We start from the raw sequence: 26,400 nt of genomic DNA on the forward strand, positions 1-26,400 counted from the left end.
TCAGTCAATAAGGCATTCATTCCGACAGCATTTTTTTCAATATTATTTGTATTGAGGGATTAATGATCAGTTCAAGCTACTGTTTTGATGAAAAGTAGCTTAAACCTCGCTTATCCACAAAACTTGTTAAATCACATCTTTTCATTTGATGCTTTGCAAAAACAACATGTTATAAGGTCGTTCTACCTGAAAGCTTTTCAGATGACATTTGCACCTATCAAATTTAAAAATATCATTTATCTTGATGAATTATCAAAAATACATCATTCATCCAATCCTTTGTCTAACTTCACTAAACAATCGGCGCTTATGTCTGCAATTGTTTTGGCGCCCGTCAAAGTCATTGCGACACGCATTTCTTTATCAATTAACTCAAGCAGATTTGAAACGCCTGCACCACCCGCTGCCCCTAATGCATAAACAAAGGCACGTCCCAGCATGCAGGTATCTGCACCCAATGCGAGCATACGTACAACGTCCAAACCATTACGAATACCAGAGTCAGCAAGGATTTTAATATCGCCTTTGACGGCATCTGCAATTGGCGGAAGTGCGCGCGCAGATGACAAGACGCCATCTAACTGACGACCACCATGATTTGATACAACAATACCATCGGCACCGAAACGAACTGCATCTTTGGCATCTTCAGGGTCAAGAATTCCTTTAATTACCATTGGGCCATCCCAAAATTCACGAATCCACTCAAGGTCTTTCCATGAAATAGACGGGTCAAAGTTATTGCCCAACCAACCAATATAATCTTCAAGTCCAGTCGGCTTTCCTAAGTATTTTGAAATATTTCCTAAATCATGTGGACGACCCAGTAAACCGACATTCCAAGCCCAATGTGGATGAAAACATGACTGCATATAACGACGCATCGCTGCATTTGAACCACTCATGCCAGAATGTGCATCACGGTAACGCGCCCCTGGTACAGGCATATCAACAGTAAACACCAAGGTTGAGCAACCTGCAGCTTTGGCTCGCTCTAAAGCATTTTTCATAAAGCCACGATCACGCAGCACATATAACTGAAACCACATTGGGCGGTTAATTGCTGGTGCAACTTCTTCAATCGGACATACTGACACTGTAGATAATGTAAAAGGAATGCCCTTTTTATCTGCCGCTATAGCAGCTTGAACCTCACCACGACGTGCATACATACCTGTTAATCCAACAGGAGATAATGCAACAGGCATTGATAAAGTTTCATCAAACAATTTTGTTTCTAGACTTAGCTGAGACATGTCATTTAAAACACGTTGCCTTAACGCAATTTTTGATAAATCTTCTACATTTCGTTTCAGTGTATATTCCGCATATGCACCACCATCAATGTAATGAAAAAGAAATGGTGGTAAACGACGTCGCGCGGCTTCACGATAGTCATTTGCAGAAGAAATAATCATGCTCATATCCTGTTTAATCGACTCGCACGCTGACGACGGGCTTCTTCCTCATCAATCATACGTACTTGCTGTACTACAAATTCTATATGTCCACATACTGCATCTCTTGCTGCATCTGGATCATGACGTTCAATTGCATCCATCACTTTAAAATGTTGATCATGCAATTGATCAAAACGATGTGTTTCTGAATACACTTTACGTCTACCCAGTAGCACGTTAAATTGCAACAGATCAAAAACGCCCCGCATCATCTGAATCAATACTAAATTGTGTGATGCTTCAGCAATCGCTAAATGGAATTTAGCATCTGCTAGAGAAGCCTGCTCATCATCGCCAATCGACTGAAAATATGAAATCTGATCATAATATTCGCGAATCTGAGCTAGATCTTTAGGCGTTGCACGTTGCGCAGCATACCAAGCTGAACCACCCTCAAGTATTGTTCGAGCCTCTTGCACATCAAAACGATATGCAGGGTCTTCATCAATCAAATTACTTAAAGGTTCAACAATCTGAAATTTTGACCAGTTCACAGGGAATTGTTGTAAATACGTCCCTGCTCCAACTTTACTGACCAGCATACCCGTACTGGTCAGTTGTGAAATCGCTTCTCTTAAAGAGGAACGGGATACACCGAGTTGTTCACACAATTTTCGTTCAGCAGGTAGACGTTCTCCGACTTGCATGTTTTTTTCTTCAATTAACATACGAAGGCTTTGTACCACTTTGTCAGAGACTTTCATCTGCTTTCCTCAGTTTTGTGTTGGTTCAACGATGCTTCATTCTCATGGAATCATCCAAGGGAACACATAAGCTTGTAGTGTAACGATAATACCGATCATTATAGTAAACGTTATACTGTGTTTAACCGTAAAACGGAACAAATCAGATTCTTTACCTACAAGCCCCACTGCCGCACATGCTATTGCAATCGATTGAGGCGAAATCATTTTTCCTGTCACACCACCACTGGTATTTGCAGCCACCAATAATACTTCTGGAACTCCAATTTGCTGTGCAGTCGTGGCTTGTAATGCGCCAAATAAAGCATTTGCAGAGGTATCAGAACCTGTGAGGAATACCCCCAACCATCCTAAGAATGGAGAGAAGAATGTAAATGCCTGACCCGTATGTGCAAGTGCCAAAGCAAGCGTGGCAGACATACCTGAATAATTTGCAATAAAGGCGAAAGCCAAGACCATACCAATAGAATAAATTGGAATTTTTAACTCATTAATCGTTTCACCAAAAGTTACAACAGCTTCTTTTGGCTTCATTTTTAAGAAAATAATGGTAATGATCGCTGCAATAAAAATTGCGGTACCTGTGGCTGAGAACCAATCAAACTTATAAATTGCATCATAATCTTTCATTTCAGAAACAACAGGTGGCATCTTTTGAATCATTTGATGCAAATAAGGCACTTGGATTGAAATCACTAAATCATGTAGCGCACCATCTTTGGTAAATAAATCCTTAAACGGTTTTACACTCCATATCGTGACCATCACAGTTAAAATTGCAAATGGAGACCACGCTTTAGCTATTTGAGCAAGGCTATATTTCTGTTGTTTTTGTGCAGCAAGATTCTCATCCATGCTGGCATCTTCATTTGCAAAACGGAAAATATGCTTTGGCTGCCAATATTTCAATAAAATTGTTAATGAAACCAAAGAAGCAATTGAGGCAGTAATATCTGGTAATTCTGGCCCCACAAAGTTTGAAGTCAAATATTGTGCAAGTGCGAAGGAGCCACCACCAACAATGACAGCAGGCCAAGTTTCTTTCACACCACGCCAACCGTCCATAATCGCCATGATCCAGAACAGCACAATTGGCACCATAAATGGTAATTGACGACCAACCATCTGACTGATTTCCATCGTTTCCACACCAGAAACCTGACCAGCAACAATAATTGGAATACCCATTGCGCCAAATGCCACAGGTGCTGTATTTACAATTAAACATAGACCTGCTGCGTAAAGTGGTTTAAAACCAAGTCCCACCAACAATGCAGCGGTAATTGCGACAGGTGCACCAAAACCAGCGGCACCTTCCAAGAACGTACCAAAAGCAAATCCCACAAACAGCATTTGCAAACGTTGATCTTCAGTAATCGACAAGATCGAAGAACGAATAATATCAAATTGCCCTGTTTTTACTGAAATTTTATATAGAAATACTGCTCCGATAATGATCCATGCAATTGGCCATAAACCATAAAGGAAACCATAGACCAATGATGCCAATGCCATCATCGTTGGCATTTGATAAGCAAATAATGAAACCAGTAAAGCCAATACAACCGTAATTGTCCCCGCAACACTTCCTTTCATGCGGAATACAGCAAGGGCTAAAAAGAAAAATATAATTGGTATAAGCGCAATAGCACTAGATACCCAGATATTGCCCATCGGATCATAAATCTGTTGCCAATGTTGAAGCATTGTCATCTCCTTGAAATGCTTGCTAGAACGTGGAATGTCATTGAATCATCCATTTATTTCTCAATAATTGGTATGACCAATTTAGTTTTAAATTAAAAAATTTTGCACTAACTGCCACTTAATATTAATTTTTGCTGATTTAAAGATCAATAGTTGACACTCAATTAATTATTTTGGTATGACCAATATTGCAAGTATTTAAGTCAATTCACAAATCAATCCTTCAGATTTCAGGGTTTCAAATCGAATAACTCATTTGTTTTATATTATATTTTTTTAAATTAAACTAATTTTCTACAACTTTAGTCGCATGCTATTCTTAATGCACTTTTTAGTAACACTGATTTAAGTTTATTATCGGGTTTGGAAATACCTCAAAACCAAAATTAGTCAGACCAATTTAACAATCAGTTAAAATAAGCGTTAAGGCATCGCCTTAAACAAACAAATATCAAGTAAAAATAGAAAGAAAAAGCAGAAAGAAAAAAAGCAAAACCAATAAATTTTCACTGATTTTGCTTTTCACTTTAATTAAAAAATTATATAAATTTAATCAACTATAAATTAATTCATCAATACGCATTTATTGATTTAACGATGCTCACAACTCAATAAGGTTTCAGGTTTTTTCTTGATTTTAAGGTTTAAAGAACTTGAAATAATTCCTGAACAGATCAATGCCGCGCCGATAATAATGTTGATTGTAATCGGCTCATGCCAAAGCACATAACCAAAAAATAAACTTAGAATAGGAATACACATGATTGAAATAGACGCAACAAAGGTATCTACCTGACTCACAATCCAATTCCACAAGGCAAAGGCAAAACCAGTACCAATTACAGCAATATAGAACAGGATTGAATCATTCAGTGGATTCATCCAAACTTTAACATCTACAGGTTCAAAAATTAAAGCACCGATCAAAATCACCACTCCACCCATCAACAACTGCCAAAAGGTCAATTTGATTTTGTCATAAGTTGCAAAATTCTGTTTGATATACACTGTGGTTAAAGCCCAAAAGAAGCCAGACAAGATTAAGAAAGCTTGACCAATTAACGATAAATTCAAATGAATATGATTTAATTGTGGCCAAAGAATCGCAACCAAGCCCAATGTGCCAAGAACCAACCCAATCATTTTTTGGCTATTTAAACGCTCATTTAAAATATAATGCGCCAATACACCAATAAAAATAGGCATAGTAAACACTAAAACTGCAGACAATCCTGAATCAACAAATTGCATGGCAAAGGTTTGTGTTGCATAAAAACCAATACAAATCATCAAACTTGAGATTATCAGTTTTTGCCATTCACCTTTTGCGGGTAAAACAGATTTTCTTAACAGTACTTGAACCAACATAAGGGTAAGCGCAGCTAAGATTAAACGCGTAGAAATAAATAAGAATGGCGGAAATATTTGCAAACTATGTTTGACCAATCCCCACAAAGATCCCCAGACGAGACACAATAATACAATTGCACCAATCACTCGAAGATTCATTTGCTGTACTCAACAGATGGAAAGTGCTTAGAGTATAGAAAATAAATGACATCATGAATAATGCTGTGTTTTAATGTACACATCATTTTTTTTGATGCCAAAGTGGATACTTTAGTGTCAGCGCTTATTCAATGCATTTTTGAGGAATTGAAATGAATATCGATATGGGTGATATCAAATCATTTGTGACTGTTGCTGAACTAAAAAGCATTACAGCAGCAGCAAATAAACTCAATTATTTACAATCAAATATGACTGCAAAAATAAAAAAGATTGAAAATCACTATAAACGTCAACTATTCATCCGAAAACCTAAAGGTGTTGAGCTCACTGAATCTGGCATGAATTTATACCAGCAATATAAAAAAATGATTTTCACATGGGAGGAAACTGAAAATAAAATCTATCAGCAGGAAAAAAATTTACGCTTTGGTACCAACACCAGTTTAGGCGGAATGCGTTTCTACCCTTCTTTTAGCCAGCTATATGAAACTTACCCTGAACTTTCGATCACCATGAAAACAGGTGCGACAGGTTATATTGAAGATGAAATATTACTTGGAAATCTAGATATCGCCTATGTTTTAGGTCATCCCAAGCAGAAAAATATTCAGTATATTCAAAAAGCAGATGACCAGCTTGTGATTATTGGGAAAAATGTCATCAACCATGACAACCTTGAAGATTGTCTCAATCATCAAAATATTTTACTTGCTTCTGAAGAATGCTGTTATGCAACCACTTTAGATCACATTTACACAGACTATAATTTAACCAAAGGCGAGTTAACCCATATTTATGATCATGAGGCCTTAGTCAATTTCACTCAATTGGGTATGGGAATATCAATGATTGCAAAATCACTGATTAAAAAATTTAATATTCAATATTATCGAGAAACACCTGAACAATATCGAGATATTGGATTCTATCTGATTGCACGAAGTGAGCATGTATTTACGCCGATTGAAAAGCAGTTTATCGGATTGAATGATCAGCTTTAACCACACCAATATTTTGCTTTTAAACATTAGCTTTCATAATTTATATTGGGTTATTTTATTTGGTGCGCGTTTTCCGATTTAAACACTGAGAAAAACAGCATAACCGTGGCAACAAAGTACCAACAGGAAATATTTTGAGCATAAAAAGAGGAAAGAAAATTGAGCCTAAACGATTGCACAAGCTTCCAGATTTCACTCCATTTGCGCATGAGAAGTGAATAAGAATTAACACCAATTTCTCTAATATAGCACCAACAAAATAGCTGCCTTGATTTGTAAACACATAATACAGCATGTTTATTAAATCAAAAATCAAGGCAAATGCTACAATTTTATGCAATGTTGATGAAGTTTGATTTTTCTGTATTCGTCACACTTTTTTATCTTTGTTATTTGATTCCATTTCAGTTTTTTACTCAATGTAAAACCATCGTTTTTGCTATATTAATCTATTTTTCAAATTAAAAAAAAATGATTTCCACTGACAATAGCCCAAAATTTGTATTGAAGGGTGTTATAATACTGCGTTTATAAAATTCTCTTTGGCCACCCATATATGTGGTGCCTCTTTCGAAATAGTTAGGACGAGCAATGACTGATAATGCAACGATCTTGCAGAATGTACCAGTAGGCAAAAAAGTGGGTATCGCCTTTTCTGGTGGTCTAGATACTTCAGCAGCTTTATTGTGGATGAAACAAAAAGGCGCAGAACCTTATGCTTATACAGCAAACTTAGGTCAACCTGATGAAGATGACTACGATGCAATTCCGCGTAAAGCTGAAAACTATGGTGCTGTAAAAGCCCGATTGGTTGACTGCCGCTTACAACTTGCATTGGAAGGTATTGCTGCAATTCAATGTGGTGCATTCCATATCAGCACTGGGGGTGTTCCTTATTTCAACACAACACCATTAGGTCGTGCAGTAACAGGTACAATGCTTGTTACAGCTATGAAAGAAGATGATGTTAATATTTGGGGCGATGGTTCAACTTATAAAGGGAACGATATTGAACGTTTCTATCGTTATGGTTTATTAACCAACCCAGCACTTAAAATTTACAAACCTTGGTTAGATCAGCAATTTATTGATGAATTAGGCGGTCGCGCTGAAATGTCACAGTTCTTGATCGACAATGGTTTTGATTACAAAATGTCGAAAGAGAAAGCTTATTCAACAGATTCAAATATGTTGGGTGCAACTCACGAAGCAAAAGATCTTGAATATCTCAATGCAGGCATCAAAATCGTTGAACCAATCATGGGCGTTGCATTCTGGAAAGAAGATGTAAAAGTTGAAGCTGAAGAAGTTTCTGTAACGTTTGAAGAAGGTTTCCCAGTTGCATTAAATGGCAAGCGTATTGAAGACCCTGTTGAATTCATTCTTGAAGCCAACCGTATTGGTGGTCGTCATGGTCTTGGGATGTCTGACCAAATCGAAAACCGTATTATTGAAGCAAAATCTCGCGGTATCTATGAAGCTCCGGGAATGGCGCTTCTTCATATTGCTTATGAACGTCTTGTAACGGGTATTCATAACGAAGACACTATTGAACAATATCGCATCAATGGTTTACGTCTAGGTCGTTTATTGTACCAAGGGCGTTGGTTCGATTCACAAGCATTGATGCTACGTGAAACAGCACAACGCTGGGTTGCTAAAGCAATCTCAGGCACTGTGACTTTAGAACTTCGTCGTGGTAATGACTATACGATTATGAACACTGAATCAGAGAATCTCACTTATGAAGCTGAGCGTTTAACCATGGAAAAAGGTGATTCAATGTTTAGTCCTGCTGACCGTATCGGCCAATTGACTATGCGTAATCTTGATATCACTGATACCCGTGCAAAACTTGGTATTTATACCAATACTGGTTTATTGGCTGTTGGTACAGGATCTGCGATCCCTCAATTGAAAGACAAAAATAAATAATTTTTGATGAAAAAAAACCGCCAAATCAGGCGGTTTTTTTAGCTTTAGTCTTTGTGATTTTTCATTAAAGATCGCTTATCAAGACACTGCATTCTTAGTTTCAGGCTGCGATAAGTTTTGTTGCCCTAATTTTTGCTGTTGTTTTTGCAACTCAATCTTTTCAGCATGTTCTTGGCGAATTTGATCATATTGTCGTTTGGTTTCAGCATCACTTTTAGCCGCAAGAAAAGCCATTCCCACTAAAAATACTGGAAATAACAACGCTAATGTCGCAAAGATATAAAATTTTTTCGAACTTGTCTGTGACATAAATTCAAGGCTTTCAATAAATTTAATTAGGCTAATTAATATAACAGAATAATCCCATCCAATACATTACTCACCTACAGCCATAGGACGACAATCTCCTATATATTTAAAGCGAAAAACTTAAGTAAAAATCACACCACCCTGTGACCTAGAAGCTTTATAAATCACTTTCAGCAATACTCTTCATCAATCAAACTATTGTTATATGGAGCTTATCCCGCAAACTTCTTTAATAAATGTAACTTTAATAAAAACCAGATGCCCATAAAACAAAACGGTCTAAGCCAATTTAAAGAATAATTAACGATTCTTTGTTTGTTTATAAGCTTCTTGCGCTATAGCCAAACTTTTCTTTTTACCTTCAACTGTATCTGAAATCTCATTAGAAGTTCCATTTCCTGAATGACGTTGCAGATGTTGCTGTTGAGAATACTGATGCATTTCAGACTGAGTTTTTTGTTGCTGTATCGAAGTTTGGTTTGCAGTTCGTTGGGTTAATTTTTGTTGAAGTTGTTGCTGTGGATTTACAGTAGCAGTTCCTGCACAAGGTCTAGATTGGTAAGTTACCGAACCTTTTACCACACATTTGTGTACGTCTTTAGCAAATACATGATGCGAAATCCCTAAAGCTAAGATAACCAACAATACTTTTTTCACAACCAACACTCCATTTAAGTTTCAACAAAATATCAATAATTGATTTAAATTGCTATTTACACAGGAGTTTTCTTATTCACAGGATTTTTCATTTACAATTAAGGTATAAATATGACTTTTTTTGCCAAGTTTTACAGCATTTTGTCATAGTTCAAATCCTTCAGTTTCAAGATTTAATTTGAAGGTTTTTAAGTGATTGCTGAACAATAAAACCATGAACTAAAGACACAGGCAGCATATAAATTTTCCCGAAAAGATTATAGGTGACTACACTGGTACACACCTTCAGTTCATTTCTAAGTTCATCATATTCCTCGATTTGTAAAACCAGCAATACACTCAAATGTTTATCGGTTGACTGTAAAAAAAGCTCACGATCGGAGACTTTAATCACATCAAAAAAATCTGCTTTCCTACCTACTTGAAGTGGTTTAGTTGATTCACCAAAGCCTTGAATAGGTTGCACACCACCTAAACGCTGGCTTAAAAAATCCCTCAGCTTAAACGCAGCCTTCAACCAAACTGGCGGCTTGCTAGTCATTAGATAATAGGCTTGAGTACTGGTGAGATTTTTATCAATATATTGCTTGGCTTCGTGTAAAAAATTTAATTGATCAAGTGGAGCAACTAAAGTTTGTGGATCTCTTTCTATATTCAATTAACCACCCCTATAAATATAATTAATATTTTTTCAAACAACCGCTAAAAACAGTCTACAGTAATCAGTTATTGGTGCAATTACTCACAGCCTAAAGTTTAAGAAATATATAATCGACCTGTCAAAAAAGCTTAGACACAAGAACATAATTCCCCTTAATCAATATTTTCAATTAAATCAATCGCATGGACAAACAAATTATTTAATTATAAAAAGCTTGTACTGCCACACCTTACATTCAAAGTTTAAATACCTTTGCGTAGGCGATGCCAAACCTTGCGCTGCAAACAAAGCAGTGCTTTGTTTTTGCTCATGGGCGAGGGGTACGACCTGTACCCCCCCCAACGGCGACATCCATGTAGCCACACAGTAGGATCACCATCTAGGATTCAAAAATCTAAAAAATGAATTGATAACTAAAATTTTATAAAAATTATTAAAAAACATAAGCTTAATTTATACTCAATGACTTAATAAAAGTCACTGGTATGAATAATTAAGTAGTTTGAATACAACAAAAAGGTCTGCACTTGACAGACCTTTGATTATACTGACTTTAGTGCGTTTATCTTTTAATTAACTATCCATATTTTCAATAATCGCTTGACCGAATTCAGAACAGCGAAGCAAAGTTGCACCTGGCATCAATCGCTCAAAGTCATAGGTGACAGTTTTCGCAGCAATCGCTCCCGATACGCCCTGAATAATCAAATCAGCAGCTTCAATCCACCCCATATCACGAAGCATCATTTCCGCAGAAAGAATAATAGAGCCTGGATTGACTTTATCTTGGCCTGCATATTTTGGTGCTGTACCGTGAGTTGCTTCATATACAGAAATTGCGCCACCAATATTTGCACCCGGTGCAATACCAATACCACCTACTTCAGCTGCCAATGCATCAGAAATATAGTCACCATTTAAATTAAGTGTCGCAATCACAGAGTATTCAGAAGGACGCATTAATATTTGCTGTAGGAATGCATCTGCAATCACATCTTTAATAATGATCTCTTTACCCGTTCTTGGATTTTTAATTTTTACCCACGGGCCACCATCAATCAGCTCTCCACCGAAACGATCAATTGCCAGTTCATAACCCCATTCTTTGAACGCACCTTCGGTATATTTCATAATGTTGCCTTTATGCACTAAAGTTACACTTGGCTTATCATTATCAATCGCAAACTGAATCGCCTTACGCACCAAACGCTGAGTACCTTCTTTTGATACCGGTTTAATACCAATCCCACAATTATCTTCAAAACGAATCTTAGTTACACCCATTTCTTCTTTTAAAAATTTAATGACTTTTTTCGCTTCAGGAGAATCTGCTTTCCATTCGATACCCGCATAAATATCTTCGGAATTTTCCCGAAAAATCACCATATCGGTCAGTTCAGGGTGTTGAACAGGTGACGGCACTCCTTCAAACCAACGTACAGGGCGTACACAAACATAGAGGTCGAGCTCTTGGCGTAAAGCCACATTCAATGAACGAATACCGCCACCCACAGGTGTGGTTAATGGCCCCTTAATCGAAACAACAAATTCCCGCAGCGCCTCAAAAGTTTCTTCAGGCATATATGTTCCGTAGATTTTATCTGCCTTTTCACCACAGTAAACTTCCATCCATTCAATCGAACGTTTGCCACCATATGCTTTTTGAATTGCTGCATCCACAACAGCTTTCATGGCTGGTGTAATATCAACACCAATACCATCCCCTTCTATAAAAGGAATGATTGGATGATTTGGAACATTCAGTGACAAGTCCGCATTTACAGTAATTTTGCTACCATCAGCAGGCACTACGATCTTCTGATAACCCATTGTTGAGGTTCTCCATTTTATTATAGTTGGCAAATCCAAAATAATTGCCAAATCGACAATATTTCTAACCATTCTTAACGCATATCAGTCTAGTCTAATTTGTACATTTTTTGAGATTTATACGAGGAATAACAACATTTCTCTACTGAATAAAGCACATTGTTCCATTATTTAATGTCATTTAATTCATCATTTTTTATATAAATCAATATTCTCAATCACCTCGAATATTGAAAAATAAAAGTATTAGCTATGTTTTTCCACACAAAGAAATTTTCCAAGAGTCGGATCTTCTCCATGTTTCACACTGTAAACACAAGTAGTTAATTCTTATTTTTTAAATGATAGCCACTCTATCCAACATATCAGCCGCCAAAATAACTACAAAACCACCCAATCGGATCTTTAAAAGTGAGAGCTAATATACCTTTTCACTATAAGCTTTATTTTCAATTTTTTGATTTGATATTCGTTATTTAATTTAAAAATTTATAACATTTTGACAATAGATTAATGACCAAACTGGCCACCTTAAAACCACAATATATTCATATATTTCATTGTATTAAAATACGCACCACAATAGAACACAAACAAAAACCCGTAAATTTATTTTGATTACTGGTATTTTTTGCCATTGCTTTTAATTTAAAAATCAAATTATTAAAAAAAACATCATCGACTTAAGATTAATTACAAAAATATTTCACTTTTACTATATGTTTTCACATGAATTTTAATGAAAGAATAAATCGAAATTCATTTTTTGATTCCTTCTGTCTATCCTATAGCCTCCAATCAAATTAACCATCTTTGCAATTATTATTTAGTCTTAAAATCTTTAACATTATTCCTGTTTTTTTAAATCGCAATGAATTTTGAATTAATTACGATTCAACCTAACTCATGGATGTAAATAATGGATCAAACTTACAGTAAAGAAGAGAAACGAGGCCGTATACGCGGTATCGTCGGCGCAGCTTCAGGAAACTTAGTAGAATGGTTTGATTTTTATATTTATGCTGTATTTGCGGCATATTTCACTAAAGCATTAACTGCACCAGATATGGACTCCGGTACTCAAGCCATTTATGTATGGGGTGTCTTTGCAGCCAGCTTCTTTATGCGACCAATTGGTAGCTGGGTTTTCGGACGAATTGCTGATAAACATGGCCGCAAAAAATCAATGGTCATTTCAATCTGTCTTATGGCAGTAAGCTCTTTCTTATTTGCCGCACTCCCAACCTATGAACAAGTTGGGATGGCAGCACCTTTCCTACTTTTACTTGTTCGCCTGCTACAGGGTTTATCTGTAGGTGGTGAATATGGTGCTGTCGCAACCTATATGAGTGAACTTGGCTTAAAGGGTCAACGAGGCTTTTTTGCTTCTTTCCAATATGTCACCTTGTCAGGTGGTCAGTTATTAGCAAGTTTGCTCGGTGTTATTATGCTGGCATTCCTATCAGAGCAGCAATTGCTTGATGGCGGCTGGCGTATTCCTTTTGTCATTGGTGGTATTGCTGCAATTATCTCCCTACTTGCACGTAGTCGTTTGGAAGAAACATTATCTAGCGAAGACAGTGATAAAGAAGAATCAGGAAGCTTAAGTGAACTGTTTAAAAATCACTGGAAAACCTTCTTATTGGTCGTAGGTTATACTTCTGCGGGTTCCCTCACCTTCTATGTGATTACAGTATATTCAAAGACCTACCTCACCAATATGGGTGTGGATAGTAAGACTGTCGGATTCATTATGACAGCTTCACTATTTATCTTTATGCTTGCACAACCTGTGTTTGGTGCTATTTCTGACCGCATTGGTCGTCGTGCTGCAATGCTTGCGTTCAGTGGAACTATGGCAATTTTCATCTATCCAGTTATGGTGATCTGGATGCCACATTTCAGTTACTCACCATTGATGGTTGCACTGCTACTTATTTTCCTGATGATGTTACTCAGCTTCTATACCTCTATCAGTGGATTGGTTAAGGCAGAAATGTTCCCGCCACATGTTCGTGCATTGGGTGTTGGTTTCTCTTATGCTGTGGGGAATGCAATCTTTGGCGGTTCTGCACCATCTGTAGCACTACAGTTCAAAGCAGCCGGTATTGAAAGCACCTTCTTCTTCTATGTGATTTTCATGTTAGTGATCTGTTTCTTGTGTAGTTTTAAATTACCGAAAGAGCCAGAATATCTAAAACATGACCACTAAATAACATGGTTAAGTCATAAATAGCTTGTGATCACTGATTAAAATTTGAGATCTACACTATTCAAATAAGCTGTACTATCCAAAGGTGGTACAGCTTTTTTATTATATGGTTTTACTTCAATAGACGCTGTTTTTTCCAGTTGTTTAGCTTAATTTTATGCAATGGTAAATTGCAAAAAGATAAAACCTCCCACCCTACTCTAAAAACCTCGTATCTTAAGATCGCCCATCTAAGAAAAATGTATTTACAACTCAAGCTTGGTAAATAAATAAAGTTGAAGAATACAAAGCGTAATCTGATATAGTAGCGCACATATCGTAGTCTTTATCTTTACCCAACTCTCTTCAAACGGGTAACTTTATCAAACTCAAAAATTTTATTGATATTTATTAGTGGTCTAAAGTGAAAATTGTCATTCTTAATAAACCTTATGACGTCCTCTCCCAGTTTCGTAAAGACGAAGCACATATGACGATGTCAGACTTCGTAGATGACTCGACTTTGCGTTTGGCGGGTCGTCTCGATATGGACTCTGAAGGTTTAGTTTTTTTAACTGATCATGGTGGTTTAAATCAGTACATTACCAATCCTGCCAATAAGAAATTTAAAACTTATGTGGTGCAAGTTGATGGTGATGTGACTGAAGAAGCCCTTGAACAGTTGCGCAAAGGTGTTGAGCTAAAAGATGGTATGACTTTACCTGCTCAAGCGAATAAAATAGAACAGCCTGGATGGTTGTGGGATCGTGATCCACCTGTACGCTTTCGTGCGAACATTCCAACATCTTGGATTGAAATTTCGATTTGCGAAGGCCGTAACCGCCAAGTACGTCGTATGACTTCAGCTGTCGGTTTCCCTACTTTACGTTTAATTCGTACCAAAATTGGTGCAATTGACTTGGTACAAATGGGTTTACAGCCTGGTGAAACCAAAGAAATTGAACCATTGCTTTATCCTGACTTCCAAAATATTCCTGCGGACGAACCTTATCGTTCACGATCTTATGTGAAGAAACCTGGTGGTACAGGTGGAAAACCAATTGTTCGCAAGAATAAAGATGGTTCAACAAAAAAGTCAGGCACTAAACGTATCTGGCAAATGGAAGATGGTGAAAAACCACGTCGTAAGACCAATGGTACCACTCGTCCAAATACCAAAACCCCACGTGGTCGTGGACGTAATGGTCGATAGGATTTAGTTATTCGAAGCCATTAATCGATTGTCGCATATTATAAAAATGCCTAATGAAATTCATTGGGCATTTTTATTTTTATAATTTAAAAAAACTCAAGACCAATTAAAACCAATCTCCCCCTCATCATTTAAATTGATTCATACAAAACTTGCAAATAAATTACTTAAACAAAGATTTATTCCCTCAATAAAAAAGCCGATGCTTATGCATCGGCTTTTCTCACCAACAAGATCGTTGGTTTATAGCATTTAAAACTTAAACATTAGCAAGTGTAGCGTTAAGCGTAGCACTTGGACGCATTACAGCTTCAACTTTAGCCGTATCAACTGCATAGTACCCACCGATATCCGCTGGCTTACCTTGAACAGCAGCAAGTTCAGCAAGAATTTTGTCTTCGTTCTCAGCTAATGCTTTTGCAAGTGGTTCAAACTTGGCTTTTAATTCAGCATCGTCATTTTGAGCAGCAAGTGCTTCAGCCCAGAATTTCGCAAGGTAGAAATGGCTACCACGGTTGTCTAGCTCACCCGTACGGCGAGATGGAGACTTATCATTATCTAACAATTGACCTGTTGCTTGATCCAATGTCTTCGCCAACAACTTAGCACGCGCATTGTCTTCTTTAATACCTAACTCTTCTAAAGAAACTGCTAATGCCAAGAATTCACCAAGAGAATCCCAACGCAAGTGGTTTTCTTCTACAAGCTGTTGTACGTGTTTAGGCGCTGAACCACCCGCACCTGTTTCGTACATCCCACCGCCCGCCATTAACGGAACGATAGATAACATTTTCGCAGAAGTACCCAGTTCCATGATTGGGAACAAGTCAGTTAAGTAATCACGTAAAATGTTACCTGTCACTGAAATTGTATCTAAACCACGAGCAACACGTTCAAGCGTATAACGCATTGCACGTACTTGTGACATGATTTGGATATCAAGACCCGCTGTATCATGATCTTTCAAGTATTTTTGTACTTTCTTGATCAATTCATTTTCATGCGGGCGGTATGGGTCAAGCCAGAAGATTGCAGGCATACCTGAGTTACGCGCACGCGTTACTGCAAGTTTTACCCAGTCACGAATCGGTGCGTCTTTCACCTGACACATACGCCAGATATCGCCTTCCTCAACGTTTTGTGACATCAACACTTCACCAGTCTCAAGATCTGTGATGTTTGCAACACCTGCTTCAGTGATCTCAAAAGTTTTGTCATGTGAGCCGTATTCTTCAGCTTTTTGCGCCATCAAACCAACGTTTGGCACAGTACCCATAGTACGTGGGTCAAAATTGCCATTCCACTTACAGAAATTGATCATTTCTTGGTAAATACGTGCGAATGTTGACTCTGGCATAACAGCTTTACAATCATACTGCTTACCATCAGCTCCCCACATCTTACCACCGCCACGAATCATCGCTGGCATAGATGCATCTACAATCACATCATTTGGTGAATGGAAGTTGGTAATACCTTTCGCTGAATCGACCATTGCAAGTGCAGGACGGTGTTCTTGACAAGCATGAAGATCTTCGATGATCTCTTCACGCAATGATGTTGGTAAAGTTGCAATCTTCTCATAAAGACCAGCCATACCGTTATTGACGTTAATACCTAACTCGTCAAATAACTTGGCATGCTTTTCAAATGCTTCTTTATAGTAAATTTTTACACAGTGACCGAATACAATCGGGTGTGAAACTTTCATCATCGTTGCTTTTACATGCAACGAAAATAAAATGCCCGCTTCACGGCAATCATCAAGTTCTTTTTCATAGAAATCGCAAAGCGCTTTTTTGCTCATAAACATTGAGTCGATGATTTCGCCATCAAGTAATGCAACTTTTGGCTTCAGCACAATGCTCTCACCATTTTTGGTGATAAGCTCCATTTTGACGTTACGCGCACGGTCAAGGGTCATTGACTTTTCACCGTGGTAGAAATCACCCTCATCCATATGAGAAACATGTGTTTGAGACCACTGTTTCCATTCGTTCATTGAATGTGGATGTTTCTTGGCATAGTTTTTCACTGCAGCAGGTGCGCGACGGTCAGAGTTACCTTCACGTAACACTGGATTCACCGCTGAACCAAGGCATTTGCTATAACGTACCTTAATTGCTTTTTCTTCTTCAGTTGTTGGATTTTCAGGATAGTCAGGGATTGCATAACCCTTTGACTGAAGTTCCTTAATACATGCGCTCAACTGAGCAACAGATGCACTGATATTTGGGAGTTTGATAATGTTAGTGTCTGGATCTTGAGTAAGACGCCCTAGCTGTGCAAGGTTGTCAGATACTTTCTGTTCATCGCTTAAGTATTCCGCGAATTCTGCAAGAACACGAGCAGCTACAGAAATATCAGTTTTGACAATCTCTACGCCAGCTGGCTTAGTAAAGGTCTCAATGATCGGCAGTAGCGAATAAGTCGCCAACAATGGCGCCTCGTCAGTCAGTGTGTAAATGATTGTTGACTTTCCACCAGCCATATATAGCCCCTTGCTTTAGATTGTGTTTTGAGAACCGAGCTTGTGACCCAGCTCTTACGAACCGACTTGCTTAAATTTAACCCCAAGAGTATCAGCCTTCCTGCTATTTCAGTCAACGTAAGATCTGTGATAACGACATTTCGTAAAAAAATGGTACATCACAAATATTGCATTAATAGCAATATTTGCACAAAAATTAATCACTTTCTTGTAAAAATAGCCATTCCGACCAAGAGCAACAACAATCCATACCATCTTCTTCTTTATTGTTTTAAACATTAAAAATTTTATCTTGCTGATTCTTACAAACAGAGCAACCAATTAAAAACCATTGAAAACACATCGACGCGCTTCAGCGACATAAAACAAGCCGAACAGCACAAAAAAAATCAGCTAGATACTGTTTAAATTTTAAATCATTCAAGTCTGTCTAAAAAGTGAATGAGCAAATGAATGGAAAATTTATTTATTCCCCAATACTCTGGTCACGATATGACAATAAATATGCTTTGGTTAACTTATACTCACAAAACAACAATACTTTTACCTTGAATAGTAAGTCAAAAAATCGTTATTAATAAATTACATGTTTAATTTTTCATCACATCATTAATGAAAAAATAAGCTTCAATGATGTATTTCCGATCCCCAAATTAATATTAAAACTGTAGAGGTAATATGTTAATGCTATTACTCATCGCAATACTTATTCAAATCATCTCACTCTGGGCCGTTTTCTTTTTTGCACTTGATCGGACAATCGGTAGTATCACCACGATTGTCATTGCGATTCTGAGTGCAGTGATCAGCCCATGGTCTCTCATCCTTGGTCTCCCGCTTATTCTTATCAGTTTAGTTTTACTGATTGAGCCACTGCGAATGCAAGTTTTGACTAAACCAGCTTATAAAACATTAGCCAATGCAATGCCAAGCATGAGTAGCACTGAACGTGAAGCATTGGATGCGGGTACCAGTTGGTGGGAAAAAGAATTATTTATGGGGGCGCCAGATTGGGAAAAATTTAACAATTACCCCTACCCGACGCTTAGTAATGAAGAGCAATCTTTTTTAGATCATGAGGTTGAACAACTCTGTCAGTTGCTAGATGAATGGGAAATTCATCAAAATAAAGACCTGAACGCAGAGACATGGCAATTTATTAAAGACAATGGCTTTTTTGGACTTATCATCCCTAAAACTTATGGTGGTCGTGAATTTAGCTCTTTTGCACAAAGTCGTATTATGAGCAAAATCGCTTCACGCTCATTAACCACTGCCGTAACCTGTATGGTGCCTAACTCATTAGGGCCGGGTGAGCTTTTACTGAATTATGGTACAGATGAACAAAAAAATCGTTATTTGCCCGGCTTAGCCAAGGGTGAAGAAATTCCTTGTTTTGGACTAACCAGTCCTGAAGCGGGTTCTGATGCTGGAGCGATTCCTGACACTGGGGTAGTTTGTTATGGGGAGTTCGAAGGTCAACAAGTGCTTGGCTTAATTATGAATTTCTCAAAACGCTGGATTACCTTAGCACCCGTTGCAACCGTAGTCGGTCTGGCCTTCAAACTGTATGACCCAGATGGCTTATTGGGAGATAAAACTAAAACTGAGTATGGTATTACATGTGCACTTATACCCGCCTCTCATGCAGGCGTAGAAGTTGGACCTAGGCACCATCCGGGTGGTTCTCCATTTATGAATGGCACAGTTGAAGGTAAGGACGTCTTTATTCCGATTGACTGGATTATTGGGGGCGCAAAAAATGCTGGGAATGGCTGGCGTATGCTGATGGAATGTCTGGCTGTTGGACGCGGTATTTCCCTTCCTGCATTGTCTACAGCCGCAGGTGAAATGACGTATTTATCTGTAGGTGCATTCGCTAAAATTCGTCAACAATTTAAATTATCAGTCGGTAAATTTGAAGGGGTCCAAGAAGTTAGCAGTGACATCGTCAGCCATACCTATATGCTTGAAGCTTTCCGCTATTTAGTCACTTGCGGTTTAAATCAAGGTGGCAAACCCGCTGTTATGACCGCAATGGCAAAATACTACGCCACTGAAACGATGCGAAAAATCGTCAATCATGGTATGGACATCACAGGTGGTCGTGGTATTCAACAAGGTCCGCGTAACTTTCTTGCCAATATGTATCAAGCTATTCCGATCTCGATAACGGTTGAAGGAGCAAATATCTTAAGCCGTTCGTTGATGATCTTTGGTCAAGGTTCAATGCGTTGCCATCCTTATTTATTTGAGGAATTACAATTGTTACAGGCTGCAGATAAAGCTTCTGCCTTAAACACATTTAACACCATGTTATATCAACATTTAGGCTACACTTTAAACCGTGGAGCTCGTGCATTCACTTATGGATGGTTTGGGGCAAGTAGTCAACGACCTGACTCATCAGATGCTTTTACTCAACCTTATTATAAAATCATCAATCGCTTCAGTACTGATTTTGCCCTAACCGCAGATATGTGTCTTGGACTATTAGCTGGTGATATTAAACGTAAAGAAATGCTCTCAGGGCGATTAGCTGACATTCACTCCAAAATGTTTATTGCGACAGCCATACTCAAATTTTATGAAAATGGTCAAAGATCCACGCAAGAACAGGTACATGCCAAACTTGCATTAGATGAAACGCTTTATGATGCCCAAGAAGCATTTTATGGCTTATTTGATAATTTTCCGATTCAAATTGCATCAAGTCTGGTTAAATTTGTTTGTTTCCCATTTGGTCGACCGATCAAGAAACCGAGTGATCGTCAAAAGAGTGAAGCAGCAGAACTGCTCATGCAAGATAACCCATTCCGAGATTATTTAAAAACGCAGGTTTATTATACTGTTGATCCGAATGATGCTTTTGGCCGAATGGAAGCCACCTTCAATCTACTCTCAACCGTTGAAGACGATTGGAACAGCTTTAAAAAAGCGGAATCTAAAGGTGAATATCAGGGGCTAACATTTGAAGAGCGCATACAGGATGCAGTCACTCGTGGCTTAATCAGCGATGATTTAGCCACAAAATTAACCCAATATAATGCCCTGCGTTATGACAGTATGCTCACAGATATTTTTGATGAAAAATTAGAGCAGGTATTGGTATTAGAAAATCCTCATCTTCACTCAACTTAAATCTATTTGGCAAATGCCATTTAAGAGATAAGACGATATAAAACGTTGACCATAAACAGCGATTCACCATCGCTGTTTTTTAACATAGACATATTGCCAATGGGTTATTTGGTTATTTCGGTATAGTGTTAAAAATATAACAGCTGAGGAAAAAAGCAATGTCTCAACAAGATTATGAAAATGGCTTAAAAGTCCGTACAGAAGTGATGGGAGAAAGTTTTGTAAAACGCGCTCAAGATAACACTGTTCCTTTTACAAGACCTTTGCAAGACTGGATCAATGAGCATGCATGGGGTTCAACTTGGCAACGTGAGGGTGTTTTACCACGTAAATACCGCTCTTTGATTACCATTGCATTTTTAGTTGCGCAAAAAAGCCCAACCGAACTTAAAGGTCATATTCGTGGCGCATTAAATAATGGCGCGACAGTTGAAGAAATTCAGGAAGTATTATTACACAGCCTACCTTACTGTGGCGCACCAGCGACACAAGAAGCATTTCGTGCTGCACTCGAAGTCATCAATGAATACCAAAAGGTAGATTCATAAACAATTAATGCGATCAAATTCTTCAATATAGGCCATGCTCCAACATGTTGCCTGTATTGCTGAGTTAATTCCAAAACACATTAAAACTATAAAAAAACTCATCTACTTCAAAGCGAACATGGTATCCCAACTGAGTTAACTCAGAAGAAAGCTCCCGAATATCCTCTAAAGCTAGATGTTTAGGTAAAACTGTAAAAACAGCAGTATTGCCCTGCTTGGCATTTTCTTCAATCATTTGAGCTAAACGAAATTTATATAGCTCTATATTTAAGTTAGAATTGGCTGCCAATTGTTTGGCGTCTTCAGCATGAATAAACATGATTAAATTTCCATATTATTGTTTTCCACGATATCACTACAAGATATAAATAAATATCGGAATACGCTGTATGCTTTATGTTCGAAAGCACATGCACAAAAATATACTCACGAAAAAATTTTTATAGCCATAAAAAGCTTATAAAATTCTCACACATATCTTCAGAATTAACTTGTATAAAAGTGTGAACATAAAAATTAAATTAAATCCAGTGCTTTATTTTGGTGGAATTTAATTTTTTGTATTTAAAAAGTAAATGATAATTGTTATTATTTACTTAATTTTTAACCTTTCTTATTTGATTGCCTATGAATAGCCAGACTGAACTCGATGTCCTAAACGCATCTGTTTCAACTCCGACTGTATCAACACGAGCTAAATCCGCACACTCTCTCATACAATATCGCATCATGATTGCCTACCGTTTTGCTCTGGCAATTCTTGGTGGTTACCTGCTTGCATCCATGTCCGCTATAGTGATTGCAAAAACATTTGCCGATTATCGTGCTGCCGCTGCAATGAGCGCCACACTTCTTGCTTTCTGTATTCACTGTGCCGCATTCATTTGGGTTTTTATGGTCAATAAGACATTAAAAGCCAGCTTAGGCATACTTGTTCCAAGTATCATTTTATTTGTCATTTATAAAATGATGGGGAATTAAGATGCGCGTAGATGCAAAAGTTGAAGGTCCACGCCAATCCATGTCATGGTTACATACATGGGCAAGCTTAATTCTTGGTTGGTTACTTTATGCAATTTTTTTGACAGGAACATTGAGTTTCTTTCAGTCTGAAATAACTGCTTGGATGAAACCTGAAATTCATCAATCTGTTCCAAGTGATTCTCAAGTACAGCAAACGCAGGTTGCTTTAAATTATTTACAAAAAAATTATCCTGATGCAGGTAGTTGGTCAATTCAATTACCCAACTCCAGACAAACCACAACTGAGTTAAATATCCGCAAAAAAGGTGAAGATCTACAAGCACGTCGTGGTGGAGAAAGAATCACCCTAGACAGTGCAACTGGACAAGTCATTGAGGCTCGAGATACGCGCGGTGGTGGATTTCTCTATCGCTTTCACTTTGAATTGTATGGATTTGATCGTATTTGGGCCCGTTGGATCGTCGGTTTGGCTACTATGCTGATGTTTGTGGCAATTATTAGTGGCATTATCACCCATAAAAAAATTTTTAAAGACTTCTTTACTTTCCGTTCCGGTAAAGGGCAACGATCTTGGTTAGATGCACACAATGCCACAGCTGTTTTTGCCCTACCCTTTCACATTATGATTACATTCAGTGGTTTGTTATTGCTGATGTTTATGTTTATGCCTTGGGGAATCAACCAAGTTTATAAAGATCGACAAGAGTTTTTTCAAGAAATGCGCGGAGGCGCAGTTCAGCAAAATAATTCTCGCAATAGAAATGTTGAAAATCGCTCATTATCTGCAAATACATCCCAAGCTCGAGGCATCACTGAACAACGCTCACGAGGAGAAAGAGGCAAACAACATGAACAAGAAGCAGGATATCCTGCACCACTTACGAACTTAACACCACTTATTATAGCAGCTCAGGCACAATGGAAAGAAAATCCAATTGCCTCTATTCAAATCCTTGCGCCAAATACATCCAATGCCACCATTGAACTTCGTGCTTTATATGCAAAAAGTGTGGTAGAACGTGGTGTTTACCCAATTTTGAAATTCGATGGTGTAACTGGTAAAGACATCAATGAAACTGTTCAAACAAAGAATGCATCTATCCCGATGGGAATTTACAATGTTGTGACTGTATTGCATGAAGCTCGAGGTCTTGATTTAACCTTCCGCTGGTTATTGTTCTTCTCTGGCGTAATAGGTACCTTAATGATTGCAACTGGACTTATTTTATGGTGTGTCAAACGTGCACCTCAACAACAAAAGCAAGGCTATAAATCATTTGGTTATCGTTTTGTTGAAGTGATGAATATTGCTGCTGTGATTGGACTACCTATCGCATGTGCAAGTTATTTCTATGCCAATCGTTTCATCCCATTTGAGATAGAAACACGTTTAAATTGGGAAATTCGTGCTTTCTTTATCGCATGGTTAGCTACGTTAATTTATGCAGCGATTCGTCCACACCGTCAGGCTTGGCTTGAGCTTCTAGCTTTTGCTAGTGTTGCTTTTGCACTACTGCCTATTGTCAACTTTACCACGGGTGGTCAAGCATTTTGGAACAGCATTGCCAATGACCAATGGATGATTGCCTCTTTTGATTTAATGACATGGGTACTCGCCATTTTATTTTTCTTGTCATTTTATAAAGTTAAAAAGCACAAAGGACTTCCTGTCAAAAAATCTAGAAATGCACCATCAAATAAGGAGATTTCAGCGTGATTTTCTTCTTACTGGTTTGGTCTTTGTCTAGCTTGGCTTTTATTGCACTTGCCAGTGCAATGTCAAAGCATCAAAAACAGATGTATGGACAGGAGTTAACAGCTCAACAAACACGACTCGCTTCTATTTTAGGTTGGACTTTACTGCTTATATCACTGATCATTTGCGTAATATCAGGGCCGCTTAGTAGTATGCTCAGTTTTTGGATTGGCATTCTGACATTTTCAGCATTATTTGTGGGTGCCTTATTAACCTATTACAGTTTAAAAGTGAAATTTGTTGCCTGCTTTTGTGCGGGAATGAGCTTTGTCACCAGCGTGATCCTACTCATTTAAACTGTTTCAAAAAATCAGTTATACTCATAAGCCAATCTCTAGATTGGCTTTTTTTATCAAATTTATTGCTTAGTGTTGGTATTTTTATGTCTAAACCACTTTCAATCCCTTCAGAACTACTCAATCGTGCTGCAATGGGTAATCCAGCAGCACAATTTGAACTTGCTGAAATATATATGCAAAGTGAAGATGAAGATAACAATCAACTTGCAGAAGAATGGGCTCTTAAAGCAGCACAATTAGGCCATGTTGAAGCCATGTATTGGTTAGGTGAAGGCTATGCTTATTATGCAAAAGATATCCTTGAAGAAGATCCTAAAGAAGCCAAGGCTTATTTTGAACATGCCCACCGCTGGTTAGAGCAAGCGGTCAAACATCAACATCCTGCTGCGATTTTAGAGTTATCTAATTTCTATCGCCGTGGGGATGTGGTTGAAAAGGATCTGGTGAAATCAGTCGAATTGGTTGAGCAAGCAGCAAAACTGGGTGAAGTTCAAGCCATGCGTGATCTTGTTTGTATTTACGAACACGGGATGGGGGTTGATGTTGATGAAGAAAAAGCTGATTTTTGGGCTGAAAAAGCCAAGTCAGCTGAAGACACTTCGGTATAATTGATAAATTTCAGCCCACATTAGTCAAACCACCTAATTATTCATACAAATGATTGCTATCAAGTCATTGATCATAAATAAAGCTTATATTTTTGTATGAACTTTTAGAACTGTTGGTTATCAATTCATTTTTACTTTTGAATCCTAGATGGTGATCCTACCGTGGGGCGGGGGTATATGAGCAAAAATAAAGCACTGCTTTGTTTGCAGCGCAAGAGCCCTGTTAAACAAAAGATTTTTGTCATCTTTTGATCTCTGAAAAGTGAGGCATCGCCTACGCAAAGCTATTTAAACTTTATGTAAGGTGTGGCATTGCAAACTTTTTTATAATCAAATAATTTATTTTTCCATACAATTGATTTAATTAAAAATATTTATTAAAAGAAACTATATTCTTGTGTCTAAGTTTTTTGACATGTTGACTATAGAATGAGCTTAAATTTGATTCACTAATTTAATTACCTAAATGCACAAAAATTACATCTAAATCTTGTTTAGGTACAAAGTTTTTCTCAACCATTTGGAACTGTGTCGGACTAATTTTATTGACTTTACCTTTCCAGCAAAACGATACCAACTCTCCCGGATCACGTTCAATGATCAATTTAAAATTTTCGATCGGTTTTGCCCAATTTGCCCCAGTAGTCAAAATATAACTCAGTGCATTAAAAGGCGAATGTTCCGACTGTGCTTTTTTCAAGCCTTTCTTAAAATTACTGTCCATACAAAATTGTTGATTATATTCATCTGGATATAGTGCAACCGAACCACCCACTAAAGGTTTATATTGATGTTTGACCTGTGTAATTGAATTGGCTTTAAAAGTTTGCTTCCAGCTATAAACCACTTGTGAAGACCAGTTGATGACTTCGTCTGGATTTTTAGGCAAAATACTTTTTACTTTAGGGTTTGAACAGCCTTTTAGTTTCTTTTCAAATATCCCATATTCATCAGTTTTGCGATTCCAAGGATTTAACATTTCAGTTTGTGAAAAGCCACATTGCTTAAATAACTCAGTGACATCAATTGCTTTAGACTTTTCATCTCTTTGTATAAATGTCTGCACATGCATTGTCGGTTGAACCGCTTTTCCATTAACCTGAATTTTAAAACTTTTTAATAATTCCTCAGTATGGGCAAAATCGGATTCAAAAGTATTATCAACGCGTGGTAAAGGGAATAAAACAGTTTCAGTAATATCTTGATTACTGAGGTTTTTAAATTGATAATCAACCTTAATTAATTTTTTACTAATGAATAAGTCTTCACGTTGCATTGCAATATTTTTATTTTTAAGGTACTCAATTCCCCCTGTTCCCACATAGCCCGTAGAGTCATTAGCAAAAGCAGATGTCGCTGTCAGAATCGATGTGATCAATACGATTTTTTTCAT

The 26,400-nt window shown here is 37.6% G+C and carries 21 protein-coding genes; 10 read left to right on the plus strand and 11 right to left on the minus strand.

Annotated features, from left to right (window positions below; all coding sequences use genetic code 11):
• Nucleotides 1–263 precede the first annotated feature (263 nt).
• The 4 genes from lldD to AC4CUY_RS14345 all read right to left on the minus strand — a co-directional run bounded on the left by lldD (nt 264) and on the right by AC4CUY_RS14345 (nt 5,380).
• Nucleotides 264–1,418: an FMN-dependent L-lactate dehydrogenase LldD gene (gene lldD, locus AC4CUY_RS14330; RefSeq protein WP_336951672.1), complete on the minus strand. Its 1,155-nt coding sequence runs from the start codon at nt 1,416–1,418 to the stop codon at nt 264–266.
• Nucleotides 1,419–1,420: 2 nt separating this feature from the next.
• Nucleotides 1,421–2,164, minus strand: coding sequence for a transcriptional regulator LldR (gene lldR, locus AC4CUY_RS14335; RefSeq protein WP_336951674.1), 744 nt, complete (start codon nt 2,162–2,164; stop codon nt 1,421–1,423).
• 42 nt (nt 2,165–2,206) lie between these two features.
• Nucleotides 2,207–3,877 carry an L-lactate permease gene (lldP, locus tag AC4CUY_RS14340; protein ID WP_336951676.1) on the minus strand — a complete coding sequence of 557 codons (1,671 nt, stop codon included), beginning with the start codon at nt 3,875–3,877 and terminating at the stop codon, nt 2,207–2,209.
• A gap of 585 nt (nt 3,878–4,462) precedes the next feature.
• Nucleotides 4,463–5,380, minus strand: a complete 918-nt coding sequence (locus tag AC4CUY_RS14345; protein ID WP_336951677.1) for a DMT family transporter — start codon at nt 5,378–5,380, stop codon at nt 4,463–4,465.
• A gap of 152 nt (nt 5,381–5,532) precedes the next feature.
• Here AC4CUY_RS14345 and AC4CUY_RS14350 point away from each other — a divergent pair, with 152 nt between their 5' ends.
• Nucleotides 5,533–6,384, plus strand: coding sequence for a LysR family transcriptional regulator (locus AC4CUY_RS14350; RefSeq protein WP_336951678.1), 852 nt, complete (start codon nt 5,533–5,535; stop codon nt 6,382–6,384).
• A 591-nt stretch (nt 6,385–6,975) separates the two neighbouring features.
• Nucleotides 6,976–8,319 (plus strand): argininosuccinate synthase, encoded by a 1,344-nt coding sequence (gene argG, locus AC4CUY_RS14355; RefSeq protein WP_004724905.1) that lies wholly within the window; start codon nt 6,976–6,978, stop codon nt 8,317–8,319.
• A gap of 78 nt (nt 8,320–8,397) precedes the next feature.
• Here the strand turns inward: argG and AC4CUY_RS14360 are convergent, their stop codons facing one another.
• The 4 genes from AC4CUY_RS14360 to icd form a co-directional block, all read right to left on the minus strand.
• On the minus strand, nt 8,398–8,628 hold the full coding sequence (locus AC4CUY_RS14360; protein WP_336951679.1) for a hypothetical protein: 231 nt from the start codon (nt 8,626–8,628) through the stop codon (nt 8,398–8,400).
• A 300-nt stretch (nt 8,629–8,928) separates the two neighbouring features.
• Nucleotides 8,929–9,285 (minus strand): DUF4124 domain-containing protein, encoded by a 357-nt coding sequence (locus AC4CUY_RS14365; protein WP_166782095.1) that lies wholly within the window; start codon nt 9,283–9,285, stop codon nt 8,929–8,931.
• A gap of 166 nt (nt 9,286–9,451) precedes the next feature.
• On the minus strand, nt 9,452–9,943 hold the full coding sequence (locus tag AC4CUY_RS14370; RefSeq protein ID WP_336951680.1) for a DUF2867 domain-containing protein: 492 nt from the start codon (nt 9,941–9,943) through the stop codon (nt 9,452–9,454).
• Between the two features lie 576 nt (nt 9,944–10,519).
• A complete protein-coding gene (gene icd, locus AC4CUY_RS14375) occupies nt 10,520–11,776 on the minus strand; it encodes an NADP-dependent isocitrate dehydrogenase (RefSeq protein ID WP_333667652.1) in 1,257 nt (418 codons plus the stop codon).
• Between the two features lie 919 nt (nt 11,777–12,695).
• Between icd and AC4CUY_RS14380 the strand changes: the two genes are divergently transcribed.
• Together AC4CUY_RS14380 and AC4CUY_RS14385 are read left to right on the plus strand one after the other, a co-directional pair.
• Nucleotides 12,696–13,988: an MFS transporter gene (locus AC4CUY_RS14380; protein ID WP_336951681.1), complete on the plus strand. Its 1,293-nt coding sequence runs from the start codon at nt 12,696–12,698 to the stop codon at nt 13,986–13,988.
• A 403-nt stretch (nt 13,989–14,391) separates the two neighbouring features.
• Nucleotides 14,392–15,180, plus strand: coding sequence for a pseudouridine synthase (locus AC4CUY_RS14385; RefSeq protein WP_336951683.1), 789 nt, complete (start codon nt 14,392–14,394; stop codon nt 15,178–15,180).
• A 259-nt stretch (nt 15,181–15,439) separates the two neighbouring features.
• On the opposite strand, the gene AC4CUY_RS14390 is transcribed toward AC4CUY_RS14385, so the two are convergent.
• Nucleotides 15,440–17,671: an NADP-dependent isocitrate dehydrogenase gene (locus tag AC4CUY_RS14390; protein WP_336951684.1), complete on the minus strand. Its 2,232-nt coding sequence runs from the start codon at nt 17,669–17,671 to the stop codon at nt 15,440–15,442.
• A gap of 684 nt (nt 17,672–18,355) precedes the next feature.
• On the opposite strand from AC4CUY_RS14390, the gene AC4CUY_RS14395 reads away from it, so the two are divergent.
• The gene (locus AC4CUY_RS14395; protein WP_490774672.1) at nt 18,356–20,812 is read left to right on the plus strand and encodes an acyl-CoA dehydrogenase; all 2,457 of its coding nucleotides are present in this window, start codon (nt 18,356–18,358) and stop codon (nt 20,810–20,812) included.
• 158 nt (nt 20,813–20,970) lie between these two features.
• A complete protein-coding gene (locus AC4CUY_RS14400; RefSeq protein WP_336951688.1) occupies nt 20,971–21,360 on the plus strand; it encodes a carboxymuconolactone decarboxylase family protein in 390 nt (129 codons plus the stop codon).
• Nucleotides 21,361–21,424: 64 nt separating this feature from the next.
• Here AC4CUY_RS14400 and AC4CUY_RS14405 read toward each other — a convergent pair whose 3' ends face one another.
• Nucleotides 21,425–21,679: a hypothetical protein gene (locus AC4CUY_RS14405; protein ID WP_490774315.1), complete on the minus strand. Its 255-nt coding sequence runs from the start codon at nt 21,677–21,679 to the stop codon at nt 21,425–21,427.
• 308 nt (nt 21,680–21,987) lie between these two features.
• On the opposite strand from AC4CUY_RS14405, the gene AC4CUY_RS14410 reads away from it, so the two are divergent.
• The 4 genes from AC4CUY_RS14410 to AC4CUY_RS14425 all read left to right on the plus strand — a co-directional run bounded on the left by AC4CUY_RS14410 (nt 21,988) and on the right by AC4CUY_RS14425 (nt 25,007).
• A complete protein-coding gene (locus AC4CUY_RS14410; RefSeq protein WP_490774316.1) occupies nt 21,988–22,341 on the plus strand; it encodes a hypothetical protein in 354 nt (117 codons plus the stop codon).
• Between the two features lies 1 nt (nt 22,342).
• The gene (locus AC4CUY_RS14415) at nt 22,343–24,061 is read left to right on the plus strand and encodes a PepSY-associated TM helix domain-containing protein (RefSeq protein ID WP_490774317.1); all 1,719 of its coding nucleotides are present in this window, start codon (nt 22,343–22,345) and stop codon (nt 24,059–24,061) included.
• Nucleotides 24,058–24,396, plus strand: coding sequence for a DUF3325 domain-containing protein (locus AC4CUY_RS14420; RefSeq protein WP_336951695.1), 339 nt, complete (start codon nt 24,058–24,060; stop codon nt 24,394–24,396). Before AC4CUY_RS14415 ends, AC4CUY_RS14420 begins: the two co-directional genes overlap by 4 nt.
• 86 nt (nt 24,397–24,482) lie before the next feature.
• Nucleotides 24,483–25,007 carry a tetratricopeptide repeat protein gene (locus AC4CUY_RS14425; RefSeq protein WP_336951696.1) on the plus strand — a complete coding sequence of 175 codons (525 nt, stop codon included), beginning with the start codon at nt 24,483–24,485 and terminating at the stop codon, nt 25,005–25,007.
• Nucleotides 25,008–25,461: 454 nt separating this feature from the next.
• Here AC4CUY_RS14425 and AC4CUY_RS14430 read toward each other — a convergent pair whose 3' ends face one another.
• A complete protein-coding gene (locus tag AC4CUY_RS14430) occupies nt 25,462–26,400 on the minus strand; it encodes a DUF4424 family protein (protein ID WP_336951697.1) in 939 nt (312 codons plus the stop codon).

The organism is Acinetobacter sp. 778_lipA, from assembly GCF_058242985.1.

What these genes read in the sequence shown, in the direction of transcription:
- AC4CUY_RS14415 (WP_490774317.1), top strand. Translation starts at nt 22,343, where the DNA reads ATGCGCGTAGATGCAAAAGTTGAAGGTCCACGCCAATCCATGTCATGG.
- lldR (WP_336951674.1), bottom strand. Translation starts at nt 2,164, where the DNA reads ATGAAAGTCTCTGACAAAGTGGTACAAAGCCTTCGTATGTTAATTGAA.
- AC4CUY_RS14345 (WP_336951677.1), bottom strand. Translation starts at nt 5,380, where the DNA reads ATGAATCTTCGAGTGATTGGTGCAATTGTATTATTGTGTCTCGTCTGG.
- AC4CUY_RS14425 (WP_336951696.1), top strand. Translation starts at nt 24,483, where the DNA reads ATGTCTAAACCACTTTCAATCCCTTCAGAACTACTCAATCGTGCTGCA.
- AC4CUY_RS14380 (WP_336951681.1), top strand. Translation starts at nt 12,696, where the DNA reads ATGGATCAAACTTACAGTAAAGAAGAGAAACGAGGCCGTATACGCGGT.
- AC4CUY_RS14410 (WP_490774316.1), top strand. Translation starts at nt 21,988, where the DNA reads ATGAATAGCCAGACTGAACTCGATGTCCTAAACGCATCTGTTTCAACT.
- AC4CUY_RS14390 (WP_336951684.1), bottom strand. Translation starts at nt 17,671, where the DNA reads ATGGCTGGTGGAAAGTCAACAATCATTTACACACTGACTGACGAGGCG.
- lldP (WP_336951676.1), bottom strand. Translation starts at nt 3,877, where the DNA reads ATGACAATGCTTCAACATTGGCAACAGATTTATGATCCGATGGGCAAT.
- icd (WP_333667652.1), bottom strand. Translation starts at nt 11,776, where the DNA reads ATGGGTTATCAGAAGATCGTAGTGCCTGCTGATGGTAGCAAAATTACT.
- argG (WP_004724905.1), top strand. Translation starts at nt 6,976, where the DNA reads ATGACTGATAATGCAACGATCTTGCAGAATGTACCAGTAGGCAAAAAA.
- lldD (WP_336951672.1), bottom strand. Translation starts at nt 1,418, where the DNA reads ATGATTATTTCTTCTGCAAATGACTATCGTGAAGCCGCGCGACGTCGT.
- AC4CUY_RS14395 (WP_490774672.1), top strand. Translation starts at nt 18,356, where the DNA reads ATGCTATTACTCATCGCAATACTTATTCAAATCATCTCACTCTGGGCC.
- AC4CUY_RS14405 (WP_490774315.1), bottom strand. Translation starts at nt 21,679, where the DNA reads ATGTTTATTCATGCTGAAGACGCCAAACAATTGGCAGCCAATTCTAAC.
- AC4CUY_RS14350 (WP_336951678.1), top strand. Translation starts at nt 5,533, where the DNA reads ATGAATATCGATATGGGTGATATCAAATCATTTGTGACTGTTGCTGAA.
- AC4CUY_RS14360 (WP_336951679.1), bottom strand. Translation starts at nt 8,628, where the DNA reads ATGTCACAGACAAGTTCGAAAAAATTTTATATCTTTGCGACATTAGCG.
- AC4CUY_RS14400 (WP_336951688.1), top strand. Translation starts at nt 20,971, where the DNA reads ATGTCTCAACAAGATTATGAAAATGGCTTAAAAGTCCGTACAGAAGTG.
- AC4CUY_RS14430 (WP_336951697.1), bottom strand. Translation starts at nt 26,400, where the DNA reads ATGAAAAAAATCGTATTGATCACATCGATTCTGACAGCGACATCTGCT.